The sequence below is a fragment of the Streptomyces sp. MRC013 genome, assembly GCF_023614235.1.
Lineage (GTDB): Bacteria > Actinomycetota > Actinomycetes > Streptomycetales > Streptomycetaceae > Streptomyces.
On the sequence record NZ_CP094264.1, the window covers coordinates 2,060,778 to 2,077,395 of the forward strand.

14 protein-coding genes and 2 pseudogenes are annotated in these 16,618 nt (G+C 73.2%); 2 read left to right on the plus strand and 14 right to left on the minus strand.

The genetic code is table 11. The features are described 5' to 3' along the window. Nucleotides 1-71: 71 nt before the first annotated feature. The 8 genes from LUW75_RS09290 to LUW75_RS09325 all read right to left on the minus strand — a co-directional run bounded on the left by LUW75_RS09290 (nt 72) and on the right by LUW75_RS09325 (nt 8,604). Nucleotides 72-980 carry an ATP-grasp domain-containing protein gene (locus LUW75_RS09290; RefSeq protein WP_250335178.1) on the minus strand — a complete coding sequence of 303 codons (909 nt, stop codon included), beginning with the start codon at nt 978-980 and terminating at the stop codon, nt 72-74. Further along, nucleotides 977-1,225 (minus strand): hypothetical protein, encoded by a 249-nt coding sequence (locus LUW75_RS09295; protein ID WP_250335179.1) that lies wholly within the window; start codon nt 1,223-1,225, stop codon nt 977-979. The genes LUW75_RS09290 and LUW75_RS09295 overlap by 4 nt, the downstream gene beginning before the upstream one ends. Next, nucleotides 1,219-1,965 carry an SDR family oxidoreductase gene (locus LUW75_RS09300; RefSeq protein WP_250335180.1) on the minus strand — a complete coding sequence of 249 codons (747 nt, stop codon included), beginning with the start codon at nt 1,963-1,965 and terminating at the stop codon, nt 1,219-1,221. The genes LUW75_RS09295 and LUW75_RS09300 overlap by 7 nt, the downstream gene beginning before the upstream one ends. A gap of 48 nt (nt 1,966-2,013) precedes the next feature. After that, a complete protein-coding gene (metX, locus tag LUW75_RS09305) occupies nt 2,014-3,129 on the minus strand; it encodes a homoserine O-acetyltransferase MetX (RefSeq protein WP_250335181.1) in 1,116 nt (371 codons plus the stop codon). A gap of 55 nt (nt 3,130-3,184) precedes the next feature. Continuing rightward, complete coding sequence (cysK, locus tag LUW75_RS09310; RefSeq protein WP_250335182.1) at nt 3,185-4,162, minus strand: cysteine synthase A; 978 nt, start codon at nt 4,160-4,162, stop codon at nt 3,185-3,187. Nucleotides 4,163-4,370: 208 nt separating this feature from the next. Beyond that, complete coding sequence (locus tag LUW75_RS09315) at nt 4,371-5,189, minus strand: arginase family protein (protein ID WP_250335183.1); 819 nt, start codon at nt 5,187-5,189, stop codon at nt 4,371-4,373. A 3-nt stretch (nt 5,190-5,192) separates the two neighbouring features. Further along, nucleotides 5,193-5,963 (minus strand): YqcI/YcgG family protein, encoded by a 771-nt coding sequence (locus LUW75_RS09320; RefSeq protein ID WP_250335184.1) that lies wholly within the window; start codon nt 5,961-5,963, stop codon nt 5,193-5,195. 1,204 nt (nt 5,964-7,167) lie between these two features. Beyond that, nucleotides 7,168-8,604, minus strand: a complete 1,437-nt coding sequence (locus tag LUW75_RS09325; protein WP_250335185.1) for an aminotransferase-like domain-containing protein — start codon at nt 8,602-8,604, stop codon at nt 7,168-7,170. Between LUW75_RS09325 and LUW75_RS09330 the strand changes: the two genes are divergently transcribed. Further along, the gene (locus LUW75_RS09330) at nt 8,603-9,505 is read left to right on the plus strand and encodes a DMT family transporter (protein WP_250335186.1); all 903 of its coding nucleotides are present in this window, start codon (nt 8,603-8,605) and stop codon (nt 9,503-9,505) included. The genes LUW75_RS09325 and LUW75_RS09330 overlap by 2 nt on opposite strands. Before the next feature lie 478 nt (nt 9,506-9,983). On the opposite strand, the pseudogene LUW75_RS09340 reads toward LUW75_RS09330, so the two are convergent. Further along, nucleotides 9,984-11,271, minus strand: a pseudogene (locus tag LUW75_RS09340) (geranylgeranyl reductase family protein). Between the two features lie 154 nt (nt 11,272-11,425). Between LUW75_RS09340 and LUW75_RS09345 the strand changes: the two are divergent. Then, entirely contained in the window at nt 11,426-11,902 is a 477-nt protein-coding gene (locus LUW75_RS09345; RefSeq protein ID WP_462933711.1) for a GNAT family N-acetyltransferase, read from the plus strand. Nucleotides 11,903-11,938: 36 nt separating this feature from the next. Here the strand turns inward: LUW75_RS09345 and LUW75_RS09350 are convergent, their stop codons facing one another. The 5 genes and pseudogenes from LUW75_RS09350 to LUW75_RS09370 all read right to left on the minus strand — a co-directional run bounded on the left by LUW75_RS09350 (nt 11,939) and on the right by LUW75_RS09370 (nt 16,599). Then, nucleotides 11,939-12,580, minus strand: a complete 642-nt coding sequence (locus tag LUW75_RS09350) for a hypothetical protein (protein ID WP_250335187.1) — start codon at nt 12,578-12,580, stop codon at nt 11,939-11,941. Next, the gene (locus LUW75_RS09355) at nt 12,577-12,882 is read right to left on the minus strand and encodes a hypothetical protein (protein ID WP_250335188.1); all 306 of its coding nucleotides are present in this window, start codon (nt 12,880-12,882) and stop codon (nt 12,577-12,579) included. Before LUW75_RS09355 ends, LUW75_RS09350 begins: the two co-directional genes overlap by 4 nt. After that, nucleotides 12,809-13,222, minus strand: a pseudogene (locus tag LUW75_RS24615) (transposase domain-containing protein); the annotation flags it as partial. The gene LUW75_RS09355 and the pseudogene LUW75_RS24615, both read right to left, overlap by 74 nt. Nucleotides 13,223-13,403: 181 nt before the next feature. Further along, nucleotides 13,404-15,581 (minus strand): hypothetical protein, encoded by a 2,178-nt coding sequence (locus LUW75_RS09360; RefSeq protein ID WP_250337793.1) that lies wholly within the window; start codon nt 15,579-15,581, stop codon nt 13,404-13,406. A 316-nt stretch (nt 15,582-15,897) separates the two neighbouring features. Further along, complete coding sequence (locus LUW75_RS09370; protein WP_250335189.1) at nt 15,898-16,599, minus strand: demethylmenaquinone methyltransferase; 702 nt, start codon at nt 16,597-16,599, stop codon at nt 15,898-15,900. Nucleotides 16,600-16,618 lie beyond the last annotated feature (19 nt).

The following is a 16,618-nucleotide window of genomic DNA, read 5'->3' on the forward strand; positions in this document are numbered from 1 at the left end:
GCGGCAACCCGAATCGAACGACGCCGACCGCCCGGGTCGTGCTCACTGCTGAACGGCGACGTTGGAAGGGCTCAGCGGCCGCGGGGGTTCAGCCGGGCGGCCAGGGCCCGGGCGAACCGCGTCGCGCCGCCCTCGGTGAAGGGGAGGTTCAGGGAGGGCTCGCACAGTTCCAGTTCCAGGACCATCGGCTTGCCGTCGTCGTCGCGCACCAGGTCGACGCGCGCGTAGAGCAGCGCCTGCTCCAGACCCAGGTGCGACGCCGCGGCGCCGAGCGCGGCCGAGGCGACGGCCCGCTCGTCCTCGTCGGCGTCCCGCGCCCTGCGGGATTCGAACGTCGGCGCGCCGGCCGTACCGTCCGACATGAGCAGCGCGTTCTTGCGGATGGCGTGGCTGTAGGAGCCGTCGAAGTAGATCAGGTCGCTCTCGCCGTCGCGGTCGATCGACGTCAGGTAGGGCTGCAATATGGCGTGGTGGCCCTTCCCCGTCAATTCCGTCATGTGCCGGACGGCCTCGGACTCGCAGGACCGGGGGAAACGCCGGACGTCCCTGGAGTAGGCGCCGACGGTCGGTTTCACCACGACCTCCTCGGTGCGGGGGTGCGCGGTGAGGAACTCCCGCAGGGCCGCCAGCGGGTCCGCACCGGGCGCGACGAAGCTGCTCGGGACGACCGGCACCCCGTATGCGGCGAGGTCGGCCAGGTAGTGCTTGTCCAGGCTCCACCGCACCACCGGCAGCGGGTTGAGGAGGCGCGTCGCGGCGCTCACGCGCTCGCACCACTCCAGGAAGTCGGGCAGCTTGTCCACGTAGCTCCAGGGGGAGCGCAACAGGACCGCGTCGAAGTCCGACCAGTCGACGGCGGGGTCCTCCCAGGAGCGCACCTCGGCCGCGAAGCCGACCGCTCGGCACGCGTCGAGCAGTAGCCGCATGTCGTAGTCGTCGGGGAGGCTGGCTTCGTCGGTGACCAGGGCGAGCGCGTTCATGAGGGCAGTCCAATGCTGGGAGCGGGGGCGGGGGCGGGGGCGGAGCGTCGTCGGTACGACGGCTCGGTGGCCGCGGCGGTCGCACCGGTCACGGCCGTCACGCCGGTCATGATGGTCGTGCCGGTCGCGCCGGTCACGGTGGTCGCACCAGTCACGGCCGTCATGGCCATCACGCCGGTCGCGGCCGTCACGGCCGTCACGGCGGTCGCACCGGTCGCACCGGTCGCGGCGGGGCCGGCTACCACGGCACGGTCTCCCCCCTGTGGACGTAGCCGCCGCTCGGGCCGTCGCCGTCCAGCAGGGCCATGGTGACGCTCGTCCTGGCGCCGTCCGCGACTTCGAGGTCGCCCGCGCCGTCGTTCATGTCGGTCCTGGTGTAGCCCGGGTGGACCGCGTTCACCTTGATCGGTGTGTCGCGCAGTTCGTAGGCCAGGTGCACGGTCCAGGAGTTCACCGCGCTCTTGGAGGCGCTGTAGGCGGGAAGCGACTTGAACATGGGGCTGTAGGCGTAGGAGCCGGGGTCGCTGTGCGTACTCAGCGAGCCGAGCAGGCTGGAGACGTTGACGATGCGGCCGGCGGCGGACCTGTGGAGCAGGGGGAGGAAGGCCGTGGTCACCTCGACGACGCCGAACAGGTTGGTGTCGAAGGTCTCGCGCCACTTCCGCAGCGGCTGTTCCGACGGCTTCCTCCCGTACTCCTCGATCCGGATGCCGGCGTTGTTGACCAGGATGTCGAGGCGGCCGTACTCCTCCTCGACCGCCGCGGCGGCGGCGTGGACGCCGTCCGGGTCCGTCACGTCCAGCACGAGGGGTTCGACGGCGAGACCGGTGTCCCGCAGCCTCTTCGCCGCTTCCCCGACCGCCTCGCGGTCGCGGCCGGAGAGGAGCACCCGGACGCCGTTCTCGGCGAGCTGACGCGTGATCTCGAACCCGATGCCCCGGTTGGCACCGGTGACGAGGGCCAGCTTGGATCGATTCCCGAACAACTCGACCTCCATGTCTCGGGGGGCGGAACGGCCCGCGGGGCCGTCCGGCTACAACGCCGCCAGGAACTTCGCGATCGGTGGTCCGAAGCGCTCGGTGTCGACGAGGAAGGCGTCATGTCCTTCCCGGGAGTCGAGGGGCAGGAACCAGACTCCGGAACCGTCGGCGCCGAGGCCCTCGGCGATCCGGCGCTGTTGCCGGAGCGGAAACAGGATGTCGGTCCGCACCCCTATCACCAGGGCTTTTTCGAGGCGGATCCGGGAGAGCGCCTCGTCGGCGTCGCCGGCACAGGTCTCGCCGAGGTCGAACTGGTCCATGCAGTGGCTCAGGTAGAGGTAGCTGTTGGGGTCGAAGCGCTGCGAGAAGCGCCGGGCGTGGCGCTCCAGGTAGCCCTCCACCTCGAACTCGGGGCCGAAGACGTCCTCGTCGGGGCCGCGATCCCGCCTGAAGCGCGCGCGGCCGAACCGGGTCTCCCACTCCCGGGGCGAGCGGTAGGTGATCATGCCCAGTTTGCGGGCCGTGAGCATGCCGCGCTGCGGGTAGTTCTCCGCGTCGTACCGCCCCCGGTTCCAGTTCGGGTCGAACCGGATCGCCTCGCGTTGCAGGGAGCGGACCGCTATCGAGAAGGGCAGCGAGTGGACCGCTCCGGAGATGTTGACGTGGCTGCGTGCCAGGCCGGGGTGGCGGGCCAGCAGCGACAGCGCGCTCATGCCGCCCATGGACGTGCCGATCACACAGGCCAGGCTCTCGAACCCCAGCGCCCGCACCGTGAAGGCCGCCGCGTCGGCGATGTCCTCCATCGAGAGCTCCGGGAAACCGAGCGCGTAGGGCTCGCCCGTGCTCGGGTCGATCGAGGGCGGGCCGGTCGACCCCCTGCAACTGCCGAGCGAGTTCACGCAGATGACGTGCCACAGGTCCGTGTCGATGGGCTTGCCCGGCCCCAGCATGACCTCCCACCAGCCGGGGGTGGGGTCATCGGGGTGGGAGGCCGCGTGCGCGTCGGCCGAGAGACCGGTGAGGACCAGGACGGCGTTGTCGCGTTCCGCGTTCGGCCGCCCGAAGGTCTCGTAGGCGATGCGCGCGCCGTACAGCACACCACCGCGTTTCATCCTGAAACCGTCGGGCAGGTCGACGAAGCGGGTTGCCGGGGGGATGAATTCCCTCATGCTTCCGTTCCCGTGGTGTGGGGTGGTTTCCGGGTGGAGGGGGATTTCCGGGGGTTCAGGGAGCGTCGCGGCCCGCGTCCAGCGAGGCCAGCCATTCGTCGTCCGATCCCTCGTTCACCCCTTCGAACAGGAAGGTGGACAGATAGCGCTCCCCGGTGTCGGGCAGCATGGCGAGCAGCACCGAACCGTCCGGTGCGTCCTCCGCGACGCGCAGCGCGGTCGCCAGGGTGGCGCCGGCGGAGATCCCGGCGAACATCCCCTCCTCGGCGGCGAGCCGGCGCGCGGTGTCGCGCCCCACCACCTCGTCGACGGTCAGCAGTTCGTCGATCACGCTCTCGTCGAGCACGCCGGGCACGAAGTTCGGGGCCCACCCCTGTATCCGGTGCACGTTCCACTCCCGGCCGGTCAGCACGGCGGCGTTGTCCGGTTCGACGGCGATGACGCGCACTTCGGGGCGAGCGAGTTTCAGCATCTGGCCGACGCCGGTGAGGGTGCCGGTGGTGCCGAAGCCGGTGACGAAGTAGTCCAGCCGCTTCCCGGCGAAATCGCCGAGGATCTCCCCCGCGGTGGTCTCGCGGTGGTACGCGGGATTGGCCGGGTTGTCGAATTGGTTGACCCGGAACCAGCCGTGCTTCTCCGCCAGTTCGTCGGCTATCCGGTTGCCGCCGCTGCTGCCCAGGGAACCGGGGAAGAGGATCACCTTCCCGCCGTAGGCGCGGATCAGCTTGCGGCGCTCCGGCGAGTAGGTGTCCCCCATCACCGCCACGAACCCGTAGCCGCGTGCCGCGGCCACCATCGCCAGCGCGATCCCGACGTTCCCCGAGGTGCATTCCGCGATCGTGTCACCGGGTTTCAGCAGCCCCTTCGCCTCGGCGTCGAGGATGACGGAGAGCGCGAGGCGGTCCTTGACCGAACCGCCGGGGTTGAACGACTCGACCTTCACGTAGACCGTGACATGGTCGGGCGCCATCCGGTTCAGCCTGACGATGGGCGTGCGGCCGATCGTGTCCAGAATGCTGTCGTAGAGAGGCATCCGGAAAACCCTCCTTGGTGAGCGAGTTCGGCGGGATCGGCCTCGGGGACTCCTCGGCGGGGTTTCCGCCGGACCGGGGCCGCGGCCGCGGCGCGGGTCTCGCCGCCGCGGACCGGGACCCCCGCCGGTGCCGTACTCGTGTAACGCGCGGGTGGACGAACTCGTGGGAAACCGCTTCCGCGGCGCCGGCGTCGGCCGGTGGAGCGGGTCAGCCGGCCCGTGCGGTCCTGAAGGCCGGGGCGACCATGTCGAGGATCGTCGAAACCGCCTGCTCGGCGACTTCGGGATCCACCGGGGCGTTGAACTCCGCCAGTTCGACCCCGCGGAGCCGGGTGGGGGGAACCGTTTCGAGCACCATCGCGATCTGCTCCGGCACCAGGCCGTCCGGAACCGTGTAGTCGGCCGGCACGTACCCGGGTTCGAGGACGTCCCAGTCGATGTGCACCCACACGGGCGATCCGCCGATGGCGCTCAGGATGTTCTCCGCGGTCGTCTCCTTCGGGGGGATGATCCGCACGCCGGCCTTCTCCAGGAGTTCGGCCTCGGTCTCGTCTATGTCGCGCGCCCCGACCAAGACCGTCTGATCGGGCCGGAGACCGGCCCCGTGGCCGCTGTCCCAGAGCCCGCACGCGGCGGAGAGCACCATGCCCCCGAGGTAGCCCGTGCCGGTCGTCTCGGGGGTGTTGAAGTCGCCGTGCGCGTCGACGTAGAGGACCACCGCGTCCGGGTGCTCCCGTGCCACGACCGGCAGGGTGGCGAGACTCGCCGAGCAGGTGTTCGAGACCATGACCGTCCGCCTGCCCGCCCCGATGCTCGCGGTGACGGCCTCCCCCAGTCCGAGCAGCGTCTCCCTGGCCTGGGGAAGGCTGACGCTCCAGTCGTCGTCGGCGGCCGGTGCGGGCTCGCCGACACGGCGGCCCCGGAGTCCGTAGCGGCGTTCCAGGGCCTGTGCGATACGGTCCGCTCCCTCGATCATCCGCGGTGCCCGGTCGGCCACCCGGCCTTGGGAAACGATGAGGTCGATCATCGATCAGGATTCCTTTCGGGTTTCAGCGGTCCCCCGGAACGTGAAAGGGCATTCGTCCGTCCGCCCGGTGTCCTCTTCGGCGAGCCCGTACTGGAACCATTCGAGCGCGCCGGTTCCGTAGGACCCCAGGTACGGGGAGTGCGGAACGCCGTCGTAGCGGTGGATCCGGCTGCGGATGTTCGAGCGGACCCTGCGACCGCTCGGCGTGTCCCCGGCGAACACGTCGAACCGTTCGCGCGGGTTGATGACGAGGGCGAAGTTCTCACCGAGGTTGCGGCTGCGGCGAACCCGGTGTGCCGGGCAGCTCATGTTGCAGAACAGCGGCATGCCGTCGAAGCACATGGACCAGGATTCGGATCCGGGGTCCCTGCCGACCTCCTCCGGCCAGGGCGCGGGATCGATCCTGTGCAGTTCCTGGAGGATCTCCCAGCCGAACGCGTGATACTCCTCGACGGTCCGCGCGTCCACGGTGTCCGGTGAGAACACCGCGATCAGCGGGTAGGCGGTGTCGAGCCTGCCGTCCCACTTCTTGGAGATCCCGACGTATTCCCTGAGGCCTTCCGCCAGGTGACGGATCCCGGCTTCCGTGCGGTCCTCCACGAAGATGAACTTCACGAGCTGCTTCCGGAAGGCGTTCCTTGAGAACACGCAGGGGAACCCGGGGTCGGCGAGTCGCTCCCCGATCTCCTCGAAAGCGGCTCGGTGCCACTTCTCGCCGTCTTCTCCGATGTGTTCCTGAGCGACCAGTTTCGTGTTCTGTCCCGACTCGTTCAACTGAGGTGTCCGTTCCTCGGTGAAAGGCCCGCCATCCCGTACGCCGCGACGCCTGCCGCGCTCTCGCGCGCAGGAGTCCGGCACCCCGGTGGGAACCGCGGACCGGCGGGGGCGCGGTCGCCTCGGGGCGGGACGGCGGTGGGCGGGTTCTTCGACCGGACCGGAGGCGGTCACACGCGTGCCGCACCCGGGCCGGCGCAGTTCCGTACCGCAGGGGCTGTGCTCAGTTGTTCCGCTGCTTCGTCGGCCGGCAGGCCGGGGTCATCGGACTTCGTCGGCCGGCAGGCCGGGGTCATCGGACTTCGTCGGCCGGCAGGCCGGGGTCATCGAGGATCGACGTTTCGCCGGGGAACGACGGCCGCCGGCCGCGCGCACGCTGCCGCCCGGAAGAGGCCGAAGAGCATGCCAGGTGATCCCCTGCCACCATTTTCCATCCTCGCTCGTCAGTGAGCTCGTTTCGACCACTGGGCGTTTCCGGGTGGTCACGCTGGCACGCCGCCCGGAGCCCGGTCAAGCCTCGCCCGGCCCTCCGGACGGGTTTCGCCACCACCGTTTCCTTCACAGAACCGGACAGAATGAACGACGGAGGGCGGCTTGAACCGGACCACGACCGGATGGGCCCCGGACGGTGGAATGCTCGTCTTGATTCCGTGATGTCCGGATCGGGAACCGCGGGGAATGGCCGTCGCCGTCGCCCGGTGGAGGCGGGCCCCTTCCGACCCTCCTGAGCTGGGAGGGCGAAGGCGGGGAAACTCCCGGACACGGCCGAGGGGGCGGGCGGCGGGCGGACGGGAGCGCGGAGGAGCCGCCGGCCTCCGAGGGCGGCGACGGCTCCCCGGCGGGGTGCGGATCCTCGCGCGGGGCCGGCCGACGCCCCGCCGACCTGGGAGGCGCGCCCGGCGGCCGCAGGCGCCCGCGCGGGGGTGCCGTCGGGCCGACGTTCCCAGCGGCCCGACGGCGCACGGGCGGCGCCGGGCCGGGAGCCGGCCCCGCCCGGTCCGCGGGTCGGCCGGACATCGCCCCCTGCGGCGGACGCGTCTCGGCCAGAATTACCCGAACATGACAAAAGACTCGTCCGCCCCCGTCTTCACCCGCCCCCGAGGGGCGGGTGCCCCGTCCGGGCGTGCTCCGGGCCCGCGCTCCGGCGGCGGTGGTCCCGGGGGCCGGCCGTCCGCGGCGCGCGGTCTCGCGGGCCGGGACGCGGTCACGCCCTCGCGAGGACCGGCGCCAGGCGGCGGACGGCGTCGCCGACGTCCGAGGCCGACGGCGCCGCCACGTAGCTGAGCCGGATGTGGGGAGCACCGCTGCCGGTGGGGTAGTAGTTGTCGCCCGGGGTGAGGGCGACCCCGTTCGCCAGCGCGGCGGCCGCGAACCGCCTGCTGTCCAGATGGACCGGCAGGGCCACCCAGAGGTGGTACCCGCCGCGCGGCCGGATGGCGAGGGACTGCGGCCCGAACGTCGCCGAGACCGCGTCGACCGCCACTTCCCGCCGGTGCGCCAGGGCCGAGCCGAGCGCGGCCAGGGAGCGCTTCCACGCCGACGCGGTCACCACCTCGAGCACCGTGTACTGCAGGGGCGCGGGCACGAACATCGTGTCGACGACCTGTGCGGAGCGCAGCCTCGCCATGACCGGTCCGTGGGCCGCCAGCGCGCCGACCCGGAGGTTCGGCGAGGTCGCCTTCGTCAGCGACCGTACGTGGACGACGGTGCCGTCCGGATCGTCGGCGATCATCGGGGGCGGCGTCGGCTCGGCGTCCGCGTGCGCCAGGTGACGGGCGAAGTCGTCCTCGACGACGAAGGCCTCGTGCCGGCGGGCGATGTCGCGGATGTCGCGCTGCCGGCCCGCCGTGAGGCTCGCTCCGGTGGGATTGTGGAACAGCGACTGGACTATGACGACGCGCGCCCTGGTGCGCGTGAGCGCCTCGTCGAGGTGGTCGGTGCGGAGCCCCTCGCCGTCGAGGGGGACCGGGACCGTCCGCAGTCCCGCGGCGCGGGCGGCCGCGATCGTCCCCGGATAGGTCGGCGACTCGACGACGACCGGATCACCCGGCCGGCCGAGCGCGCGCAGGGCGGTCGCCAGGGCGCTCTGCCCCGCACCGCAGACGAGGATGTCGTGCCGGCCGAGGCCGCCGCCGATGTCGGCCGCGAACCAGTCGCGCAGCTCGGGTACGCCGCCGACGGGCGGGCGGTCCCACGACTCCGGGCGCCGTGCGGCGCGGGACAGCGCGGTGCCGAGCACGCCGAGCGGCTGCAGCCCGGGGTGGAGGTAGCCGCCGTTGAGGTCGGCGACGTCCGGCTCCCAGGCCGAGAGCGTCTCCAGGAGCGCGGACGTCTCGAAGCCGCTCGGGGGGACGGCCGAGGAGTCGATCCGGTCCACCGGTTCGAGGGCCGCCTCCTGCCACGACGTGTCCCCGGCGGACGCCACGGGGCGCGCCCCGGTGCGGTAGGTGCCTGCGCCGGGGCGGATGGTGACGAGCCCCCGCTGGGCGAGGAGGGACAGGGCCTGCGAGACGGTGGTGGCGCTCACGCCGAAGCGGCGTACGAGTTCGCGGTGGGTCGCGATCCGGGCTCCGGCGGGCAGCTCCCCGATCTCACGTGCCAAGGTGCCGGCCAACTCCTGCGAACTGCTACCGTTGCTCATGGTGACCAATAGTAGCGATATCGAAACCGCCACAGTATCGCCACTGGCAAGCGGTACCGTCCTCGCCGCACTCGGCGTCCTGAGTTTCTCCTTCAGCTTCCCCGGCACGGTGTGGGCGCTCGACGGCTTCGGCCCCTGGAGCGCCACGGGGGTCCGCGGCGTCCTGGCCGCCGCCCTCGCGCTCGCGGCGCTCCTCGTGACGCGGGCGCCCCTCCCGGCACGCGCCGACTGGCCCGCGCTCGCCGTCGTCGCGGGCGGCTGCGCCATCGGGTTCCCCCTGCTCACGACGCTCGCCCTGCAGACGTCGTCCACGGCGCACTCGGCGGTCGTCATCGGGGCGCTGCCGATGGCCACGGCGGTCATCTCCGCACTCGTCACCCGGCGCAACCCCTCGAAGGTGTTCTGGGCCGCGTCCGGTACCGGTGCGCTCACCGTCATCGCCTTCGCCCTCTCCCAGAACCACGGGCGGCCGACCGTCGCCGACCTCTATCTCTTCGGCGCCCTGCTCGTCTGCGCCGCGGGCTACGCCTACGGCGGACGGCTCTCGGCGCGCATGCCGGGCTGGCGCGTCATCGCCTGGGGCGTCGTCCTCGCCGCGCCCGTCAACCTCGCCGTGTCCCTGTGGGCACTGCCGGACGAGCCCCTCCACCTCACCGCGAAGGCCGTCCTCGGCATGGCGTACATCGCCGGCATCTCGCAGTTCGGCGGCTTCGTCGTCTGGTACAAGGGCATGGGCCTCATCGGTGTGGCGAAGGCGAGCCAGCTCCAGCTCGCCCAACCCCTGCTGACGCTCGTGTGGGCGGTGATCCTGCTCGGCGAGCGCCTCAGCGCCGCCGTCCCGCTCACCGCCGTCGCCGTGCTCACCTGCATCGTCATCACGCAGCGAGCCAGGGCCTCCTGACCGGCGCGGCCCCGCGCGTCCGCCGCCGCGCCCGCGGGGCGGACGCGCACCGCGCCCGCGGACCTCGTGACCACCCGCCCCGGGGGAAGGCGGAGCACCACTCGTGCAGGACACCCGGGACACCGTCGAACGGCTCGGCGCACGGCTCGGCGCACGGCTCGACGGGAAGAGCGCCGCGCCCGCCGACACCGCCCCGCTCCTGCGCGTCCCGAAGATCGTCGAGGAGGCCGGCGAGGTCGCCGAAGCCGTCCACGGCGCATACGGGTCCGACCCCCGCAAGGGCAAGAGCCACACCTGGGACGACGTACGGGCCGAACCGTACGACGTGATCCTCACGGGCACGGTCGCCCCGAGGGCCGTCACCCCCCGCGCCGACGAGGCGTTCGGCGAGCACGTCGGCCGGCTCGCCGACCGCTCGCCCGGCACCCGCCCGCGGCGCGGACCCGCCCGCCGGCGGCCACGGACCCCGGCGGGGCGGTCACGAGCGCGGGACGACCTTCGACAGGCCGTTGATGATCCGGTCCATGGCGTCGCCGCCGGTCGGGTCCGTGAGGTTGGCGAGCATCTTCAGCGTGAAGCGCATCAGCACCGGGTGCGTCAGGCCGCGCTGCGTCGCGACCTTCATGACCCTCGGGTTGCCGATCAGCTTCACGAAGGCGCGGCCCAGCGTGTAGTAGCCGCCGTAGGCGTCCTTGAGGGCCCGCGGGTACGCGTGGAGCGCCCGCTCGCGCAGGGCGTCCGTGGAGCGGGCGTGCGCCTGGACGATCACGTCGGCGGCGAACTGCCCGGACTCCATGGCGTACGCGATGCCCTCGCCGTTGAACGGGTTGACCAGGCCGCCCGCGTCGCCGACGAGCAGCAGCCCGCGCGTGTAGTGCGGCTGCCGGTTGAACGCCATGGGCAGGGCGGCGCCCCGGATCGGTCCCGTCATGTTGTCCGGGGTGAAGCCCCAGTCCTCCGGCACCGACGCGCACCACGCCTTGAGGACCTCCCGCCAGTCCAGCTCGCGGAAGGCGGAGGAGGAGTTGAGGATGCCCAGGCCGACGTTGGACGTGCCGTCGCCCATGCCGAAGATCCAGCCGTAGCCGGGCAGCAGGCGGTCCGGGCCGGGGCCGCGCCGGTCCCACAGCTCCAGCCAGGACTCCAGGTAGTCGTCGTCGTGGCGGGGCGTCGTGAAGTACGTGCGGACGGCGACGCCCATCGGCCGGTCCTCGCGCCGGTGCAGCCCCATCGCGAGGGACAGGCGGCTGGAGTTGCCGTCGGCGGCGACGACGAGCGGGGCCCGGAAGGTGACCGGCGCCCTCTCCTCGCCCAGTCTGGCGTGGACGCCGGTGATCCGGCCGGTGCGGGGGTCGGTGACCGGTTCCCCCACGTTGCACCGCTCGTACAGCCGCGCGCCCGCCTTCTGCGCCTGCCGGGCGAGCAGCTCGTCGAAGTCGTCGCGCCTGCGGACCAGTCCGTAGTCCGGGTACGAGGCCAGCTCGGGCCAGTCCAGCTGGAGGCGGACGCCGCCGCCGATGATGCGCAGACCCCTGTTGCGCGACCAGCCGGCCTCCTCGGAGACGTCGATCCCCATCGCGACGAGCTGCTTGGTGGCCCGGGGGGTGAGCCCGTCGCCGCACACCTTCTCGCGCGGGGAAGGCGGTCTTCTCCAGCAGCAGGACGTCGAGGCCCGCCTTCGCCAGGTGGTACGCGGTGGTGGAGCCCGCCGGGCCCGCCCCGACGACGATCACGTCCGCGGTGTGTTCGGAGAGGGTCTCGGTCACGGCGAGTTCTCCCGGGCTGGAAACGGCGTGCCGGAGGCACTGGACGTGGGCAGTCTATGGGGGCCCGCCGTTCACCGACCCGAAGGGCGTCTTCGATGACCGAGTTGCTCCGTGCCGCCGTCCGGCCCCCGGTGGGCCGGACTTCCGCCTGCGGGTGCCCACGGAGGAGGACGCGTACGCCTGGCACCGCGCCTTCGACGACCCCGGGGTGAGGGAGCTCCACGGCGGCCGGTCCGCCGAACTCTCCCTCTACCACGAGCTCACCGCCCGGCAGCGGCGCCACGAGGCCGAACGCGGCTTCTGCCTGTGGACGCTGCTGGACGGGGCGGGCGAGGTCGTCGGCTTCACCGGCGCCCAGCCGTGGCCGCACCCGTGGGGTCCGGTCGGCGAGGTCGAGCTCGGCTGGCGCCTGGCCCGCCCCGCCTGGGGCCGGGGGTACGCGACGGCCGCCGCCCGCGAGACGCTGGAGCGGGTGCGGGCGGCCGGCGTGGGGCGCGTCGTCGCCGTGGTGAACGCGCGCGACGAGCGCTCCGTCGCGGTCGCCCGCCGCCTGGGCATGGTCCTCCGGGACACCGCGCCGATCCCCGGCCGGGAGGCCGAGCGGGGCCACCGCTTCGACCTGGAGCTCTAGTCCCGATGCCGTGTAGTTAGCGTCGGGTGTCCGGTGTCAAGTGGTGCGGCCGGTCGGGATGTCGATGCTGATGGTGGCCTTGTAGCTGGTCCTATCGACGAGGCCTTCGGCGTTGTATCTCGAGATGGCGGGTTTGACGACGCGTGGCCGGGTGCGGATCCGTCGAGTGGGCGTGAGGCGGGCCAGAACCCGGCGGCCGATGGTGTCGATGGGGTCGATCGTCGTGTCGATGATGCCGGCGGCTTGAACGAGCAGGTCGCGCGCTGCGTGCAGGGCGATGGTGAAGCCGGCTCGGTCGGGGTCGGCATGGGTGGCGGTGGCGTCCGCCCTCGCCAGTCGCAGGACCTGGTGGGTGACCAGCAGAGCGAAGGCTTCCCGGGCCATGCCGGCCGGAGTCCGGGCGCGCGGGATTCGGCCGCCGAGGATGGTGGACTCGATCTCGGGGTAGGAGGTCTCGGCCTCCCATCGCTCGTGACAGGGCTTGACCGGTTCGGTAGCGGGGTGGGGGTGGGCGTCGGTGGGTGTCGCGACGAGGCGGTAGGCGCCGGTGCGGCGCCCCCGGGCGGTGCTGACGGTGATCTCGCAGTCGATGACACGGGCCGTGAGCGGCCCCCTTGCGGACAGGTAAGAGCCGTCCGCGAAACGGTGAGGGACCGGCAGTCCGCGGTGCTCTTTCACCCGGACCAGGAGGTGAGCGCTCCTTTGCGTGATCGCCTCGACCAGGACTGGACAGCGAAATTCCGGTCCAGCAACACGATCGTGCCCTCGCGCGGGCTGCAAACCAGGCGTGGGGCATAGGAAGTCTCTTCGGTGGTGGTCGGCCCGAACACGGCGTCCAGGACGGTGCGGGTGCCGCACGGCACCAGGATCAGCAGACGCAGTGAGGGGCATCCCGCTCCACCGTTGTCACCGCGGTGCTTGGGGAACTCGGCACCGTTCGCCGGACTGTCGGCAACGGCCGTCAGCGTCCCGTCGATCACGCAGACGAGCAGGCCGCGCCACCGTGTTCCCAGTTCCCACGGTGCTGATCCCCGCGGCTGGCCCGCGCAGGAGGTCGAACAAGCGCCGCGACGGCACGGTCCCGATCCTTCTGCGGGCTTGAGCCATCGCGCCGGCCGTCGGAGCCGCCGACGTGATTCCTTCCAGTCCGGCCGTCATCCGCTGCCACACCCCCTGCCAACCGGGCCCGGGAAACAGGACCCCGGCCAGCAGCAGGTACACCACCACACGTGAGGGAAGGGCCCGTACCCGCCGCTGAGTCCTGCCGGTCCCGGCCAGCACCGCGTCGACCATCTCGAACGGGACGATCCTCGTCAACTCGCCGACACGGCCGGGCGCGAACGGGCTGCGGCAACCACTACCTCATGAGAAACGACAGACCTGGCGTCCAATGGAGCTCCTGCTGAACGCCGATCTCGGCCCACACGGTTCCAGCAGGGGCTCCCTCCCTACTTCAGGCGCTTGCCACATCACCCCGCACCCTAACTACACGGCATTGGCCCTAGTCCGCGCCGTCGAGGGTCCAGGTGGAGAGCGCGACGTCGAAGGTCCTGCGGGCCTCGGGCCAGTCGCGCTCCCGCGCGGTGAAGTAGACGGCGTACTCCGTGCCGTCCTCGGCGACGTACGCCTGGTCGGCGGCGTGGACCGTCTCGCCCGCCCCGTCCCTGTACGTGTACTCCCAGACCGCTCCGGGCCGCCCCCGGAAGGTGTTCGCCTCCAGCCGCACCCGGCGGTACTCGGCGTTCCGCTCGCGGGATCGCTTCTCCAGGGCGGTGAGGTTCTCCAGCGAGGTGTACGGGGCGTCGCGGACCACGCCGACGAGGAAGTGGCTCATGCCGGTCGGCCCGGCGTAGGTGATCTGCCCCCGTTCCTCGGACACCCGCTCCCACCCGGCGGGCACCGCGAAGGCGAACCCGGCGGTGTCGCTGACCAGTTCGTACCCGTCGGGCACGCCGGCCGGACCGGCGGAGACGGACTGGGAGGGGGACGGGGAGGGGGACGGGGAGGGAGGCGTGGACGCCGGCGCCGGGGCGCTCGCCGTGTCGGTGGGCGCGGTGGCGGTTCCCGGGGCCGGTGCCGTACGGGGGCCGGGGGCGCCGTCGGCGGCCGGCGCGGCGCCGGGGCGGGGAGGGGCGGACGCCCCGGGTCCCCCGTCCCGCAGCATCAGGATCCCGGTGGTGGCCCCGCCTCCCACGGCGAACGCGACCACCAGCGCCCCGGCCCAGAGCAGCGGCCGCCGTCGCGGGGAGGACCCGGTGGGCGCGGCGTACGCACCGGTCCCGCCCGCCGGTCCGGTGCCGGGGTCCGCGGGCGGACGCGGTGCCGGTGCGGCCGGAGGCCGGGGGCCGGAGCCGTCCGGTGCGGGTGCGGGGGCCGGCGGCCCGGCCGGATGGGAAGCGGGACGGCCCGCGGGTGCCGCGGGTGCCGCGGGATGGGCCGGCTGCGGCGGTACGGCCGGGTGCCCGCCGCCGGGACCGCCCGGCCCGCCGGAACCGCCCGCGATCCGCCGCAGGTACGGCGCGACGAGGACCGCGCCCCCCACCCACAGCAGCCCGAACAGCAGCGCGTCCGGGACGCTCGGGGCCACCTCGAAGGCCCCCTCGCCGCCGAGGTCGTCGAGCTCCCCGGCTCCCCGGGCGCCGATCCCGCTCACCCCGGCCACCAGCAGGTACAGCCCGAGGAAGACTCCGCCCGCCAGGGCCTGCCCGCCCCGTCCGGGTACGCGGCGCACCGCCCACAACCCGGCCAGGAGCGCGCAGACGGCCCCCAGGGCGAGCAGCCCGGTCACCGCCCAGCCGCCCCACTCGTCGCCGATCTCGGCCAGCCCGACGCCGCCGTGCTCCACCTCGGACCCGAAGGGCCCGAACCGCCCCCGCAGGTCGTACTCGACCGGCGCGCCCCAGGCGATGCCCAGGACGGCGGCGCCGAGGTTCGGCAGGACCGCCAGGGCGACCAGCAGCGCGGAGCCGTCCACCCCGTCGGTGCTCGCGAACGCCGCGAAGCCGACCAGCGAGCAGAGGGCCAGCGCGGCGGCGAGCGCCCGGACGGCCGCCCCCAGGGCGCGCACCGCCGTGAGGGCGCCGGGCCGGACGGACAGCCACCGGGCGAGGCCGTCGCGGTGGAGGACCCCGGCCGCGACCGCGAGGGCCGCTGCGAGCGCGACCAGCGCGGCCGTCACGGGCGAGACCGACACGGCGATCCCGGCGATCTCCGGCCGGGCGAACAGCCCGAGCAGCAGCACCGCCCCGGCGGCGGACAGGGCGACCCGTACCGACGCGTCGGCGCCGGCCCCCCGTGCGCGCAGTGCGCGGGCCGCCAGGTACAGGGCGCCGACCCACAGGAACGTCACCGTCAGGGGAACGACGGAGAGTTCGGCACCGCCCTGGGCGGGGGCGTCCCCGGATCCGAAGCCGGAGCCGTACCCGTACCCGTCCTCCTCCCCGTACGGGGATGCGGGTGCGTCCGCCCCGAGCCCGAAACCGCCGCCGAACGCCTGGAGGAGCACGGCGAGCGCGATCCGCAGCCGGTCGCTCCAGCCGACGACGACCCCGTCGTCGGGGTCCTGGCCGTACGAGGGGATCGCGAGCGCCACCGCGAGGGCGAGCAGCAGCCCGGTCGGCCAGGCGGCGGCCCGCAGGGCGGGCGCCCAGGGGCCCCGGAACGCCCGGCGCAGGAACACGGCGGCGGGCGAGGGCGCCGCAGGACCGGGCGCGTACCCGGGCGGCGCGAACCCCGGGCCGGGCGGGCGCACGGGCGGTGGCCCCGCGGGCGCGGCGGGCGCGACGGCGGGCGGCGCGGGCGGCCCCGCGGGCGCGGCGGGACCGGCGGGCGGCGCGGCGGCGGCCGGCCGTCCCCGACCGCAGTTCATGCAGAAGCGGGCCTCCTCGGGAGAAGGGGTCCCGCAGTGGGGACAGTGCGGCGCCATGGGCTGCTCCGGGTGCCGGGGGACGGGTCGGTCCCCTATCCTCCCGGCTGGAAACGCACCGTCAAGCGCGTTACTCCTCCAGCGCCTTGGCACCCCGGTGCAGCGCCACGATCCCGCCCGACAGGTTCCGCCAGGCCACCTTCGACCAGCCGGCCCCCTGGAGCACGCCCGCCAGCTCCCGCTGCCCGGGCCAGGCCCGGATGGACTCGGCGAGGTACGCGTACGCGTCCGGGTTGGACGACACGGCGCGGGCGACCGGCGGGAGGGCGCGCATCAGGTACTCCTCGTACACCTTCCGGAACGGCGCCCACGTGGCGTGCGAGAACTCGCAGATCACCACGCGCCCGCCCGGCCTGGTCACCCGGTGCAGCTCGCGTAGCGCCGTGTCCGTGCCGTGGACGTTGCGCAGGCCGAAGGAGACGGTCACCGCGTCGAAGGCGCCGTCGCGGAAGGGCAGCCGCGTCGCGTCGCCGGCGGTCAGCGGGAGCCACGGGTTGCGCCTCTTGCCCTCCCGCAGCATGCCGAGGGAGAAGTCGCACGGCACGACGTACGCGCCGTCCTCCACGAACGGCAGCGAGGACGTGCCGGTGCCCGCCGCGAGGTCGAGGACCCGCTCCCCGGGCCGGGCGCCGACGGCCCGCGCCACCTCCCGGCGCCAGCGCCGGTCCTGGAAGAGGGAGAGCACGTCGTTGGTGAGGTCGTAGTTCGCCGCGACGTGGTCGAACATCGCGGCGACTTCGTGCGGCTGCTTGTCCAGCGTTGCTCGGGTCACCGGCCCATTCAAGCAGGCG

Coding starts and splice junctions, on each gene's coding strand:
- LUW75_RS09325 (WP_250335185.1), bottom strand. CDS start 8,604: ATGAGCAACGGTAGCAGTTCGCAGGAGTTGGCCGGCACCTTGGCACGT.
- LUW75_RS09315 (WP_250335183.1), bottom strand. CDS start 5,189: ATGATCGACCTCATCGTTTCCCAAGGCCGGGTGGCCGACCGGGCACCG.
- cysK (WP_250335182.1), bottom strand. CDS start 4,162: ATGCCTCTCTACGACAGCATTCTGGACACGATCGGCCGCACGCCCATC.
- LUW75_RS09290 (WP_250335178.1), bottom strand. CDS start 980: ATGAACGCGCTCGCCCTGGTCACCGACGAAGCCAGCCTCCCCGACGAC.
- metX (WP_250335181.1), bottom strand. CDS start 3,129: ATGAGGGAATTCATCCCCCCGGCAACCCGCTTCGTCGACCTGCCCGAC.
- LUW75_RS09330 (WP_250335186.1), top strand. CDS start 8,603: ATGGTGACCAATAGTAGCGATATCGAAACCGCCACAGTATCGCCACTG.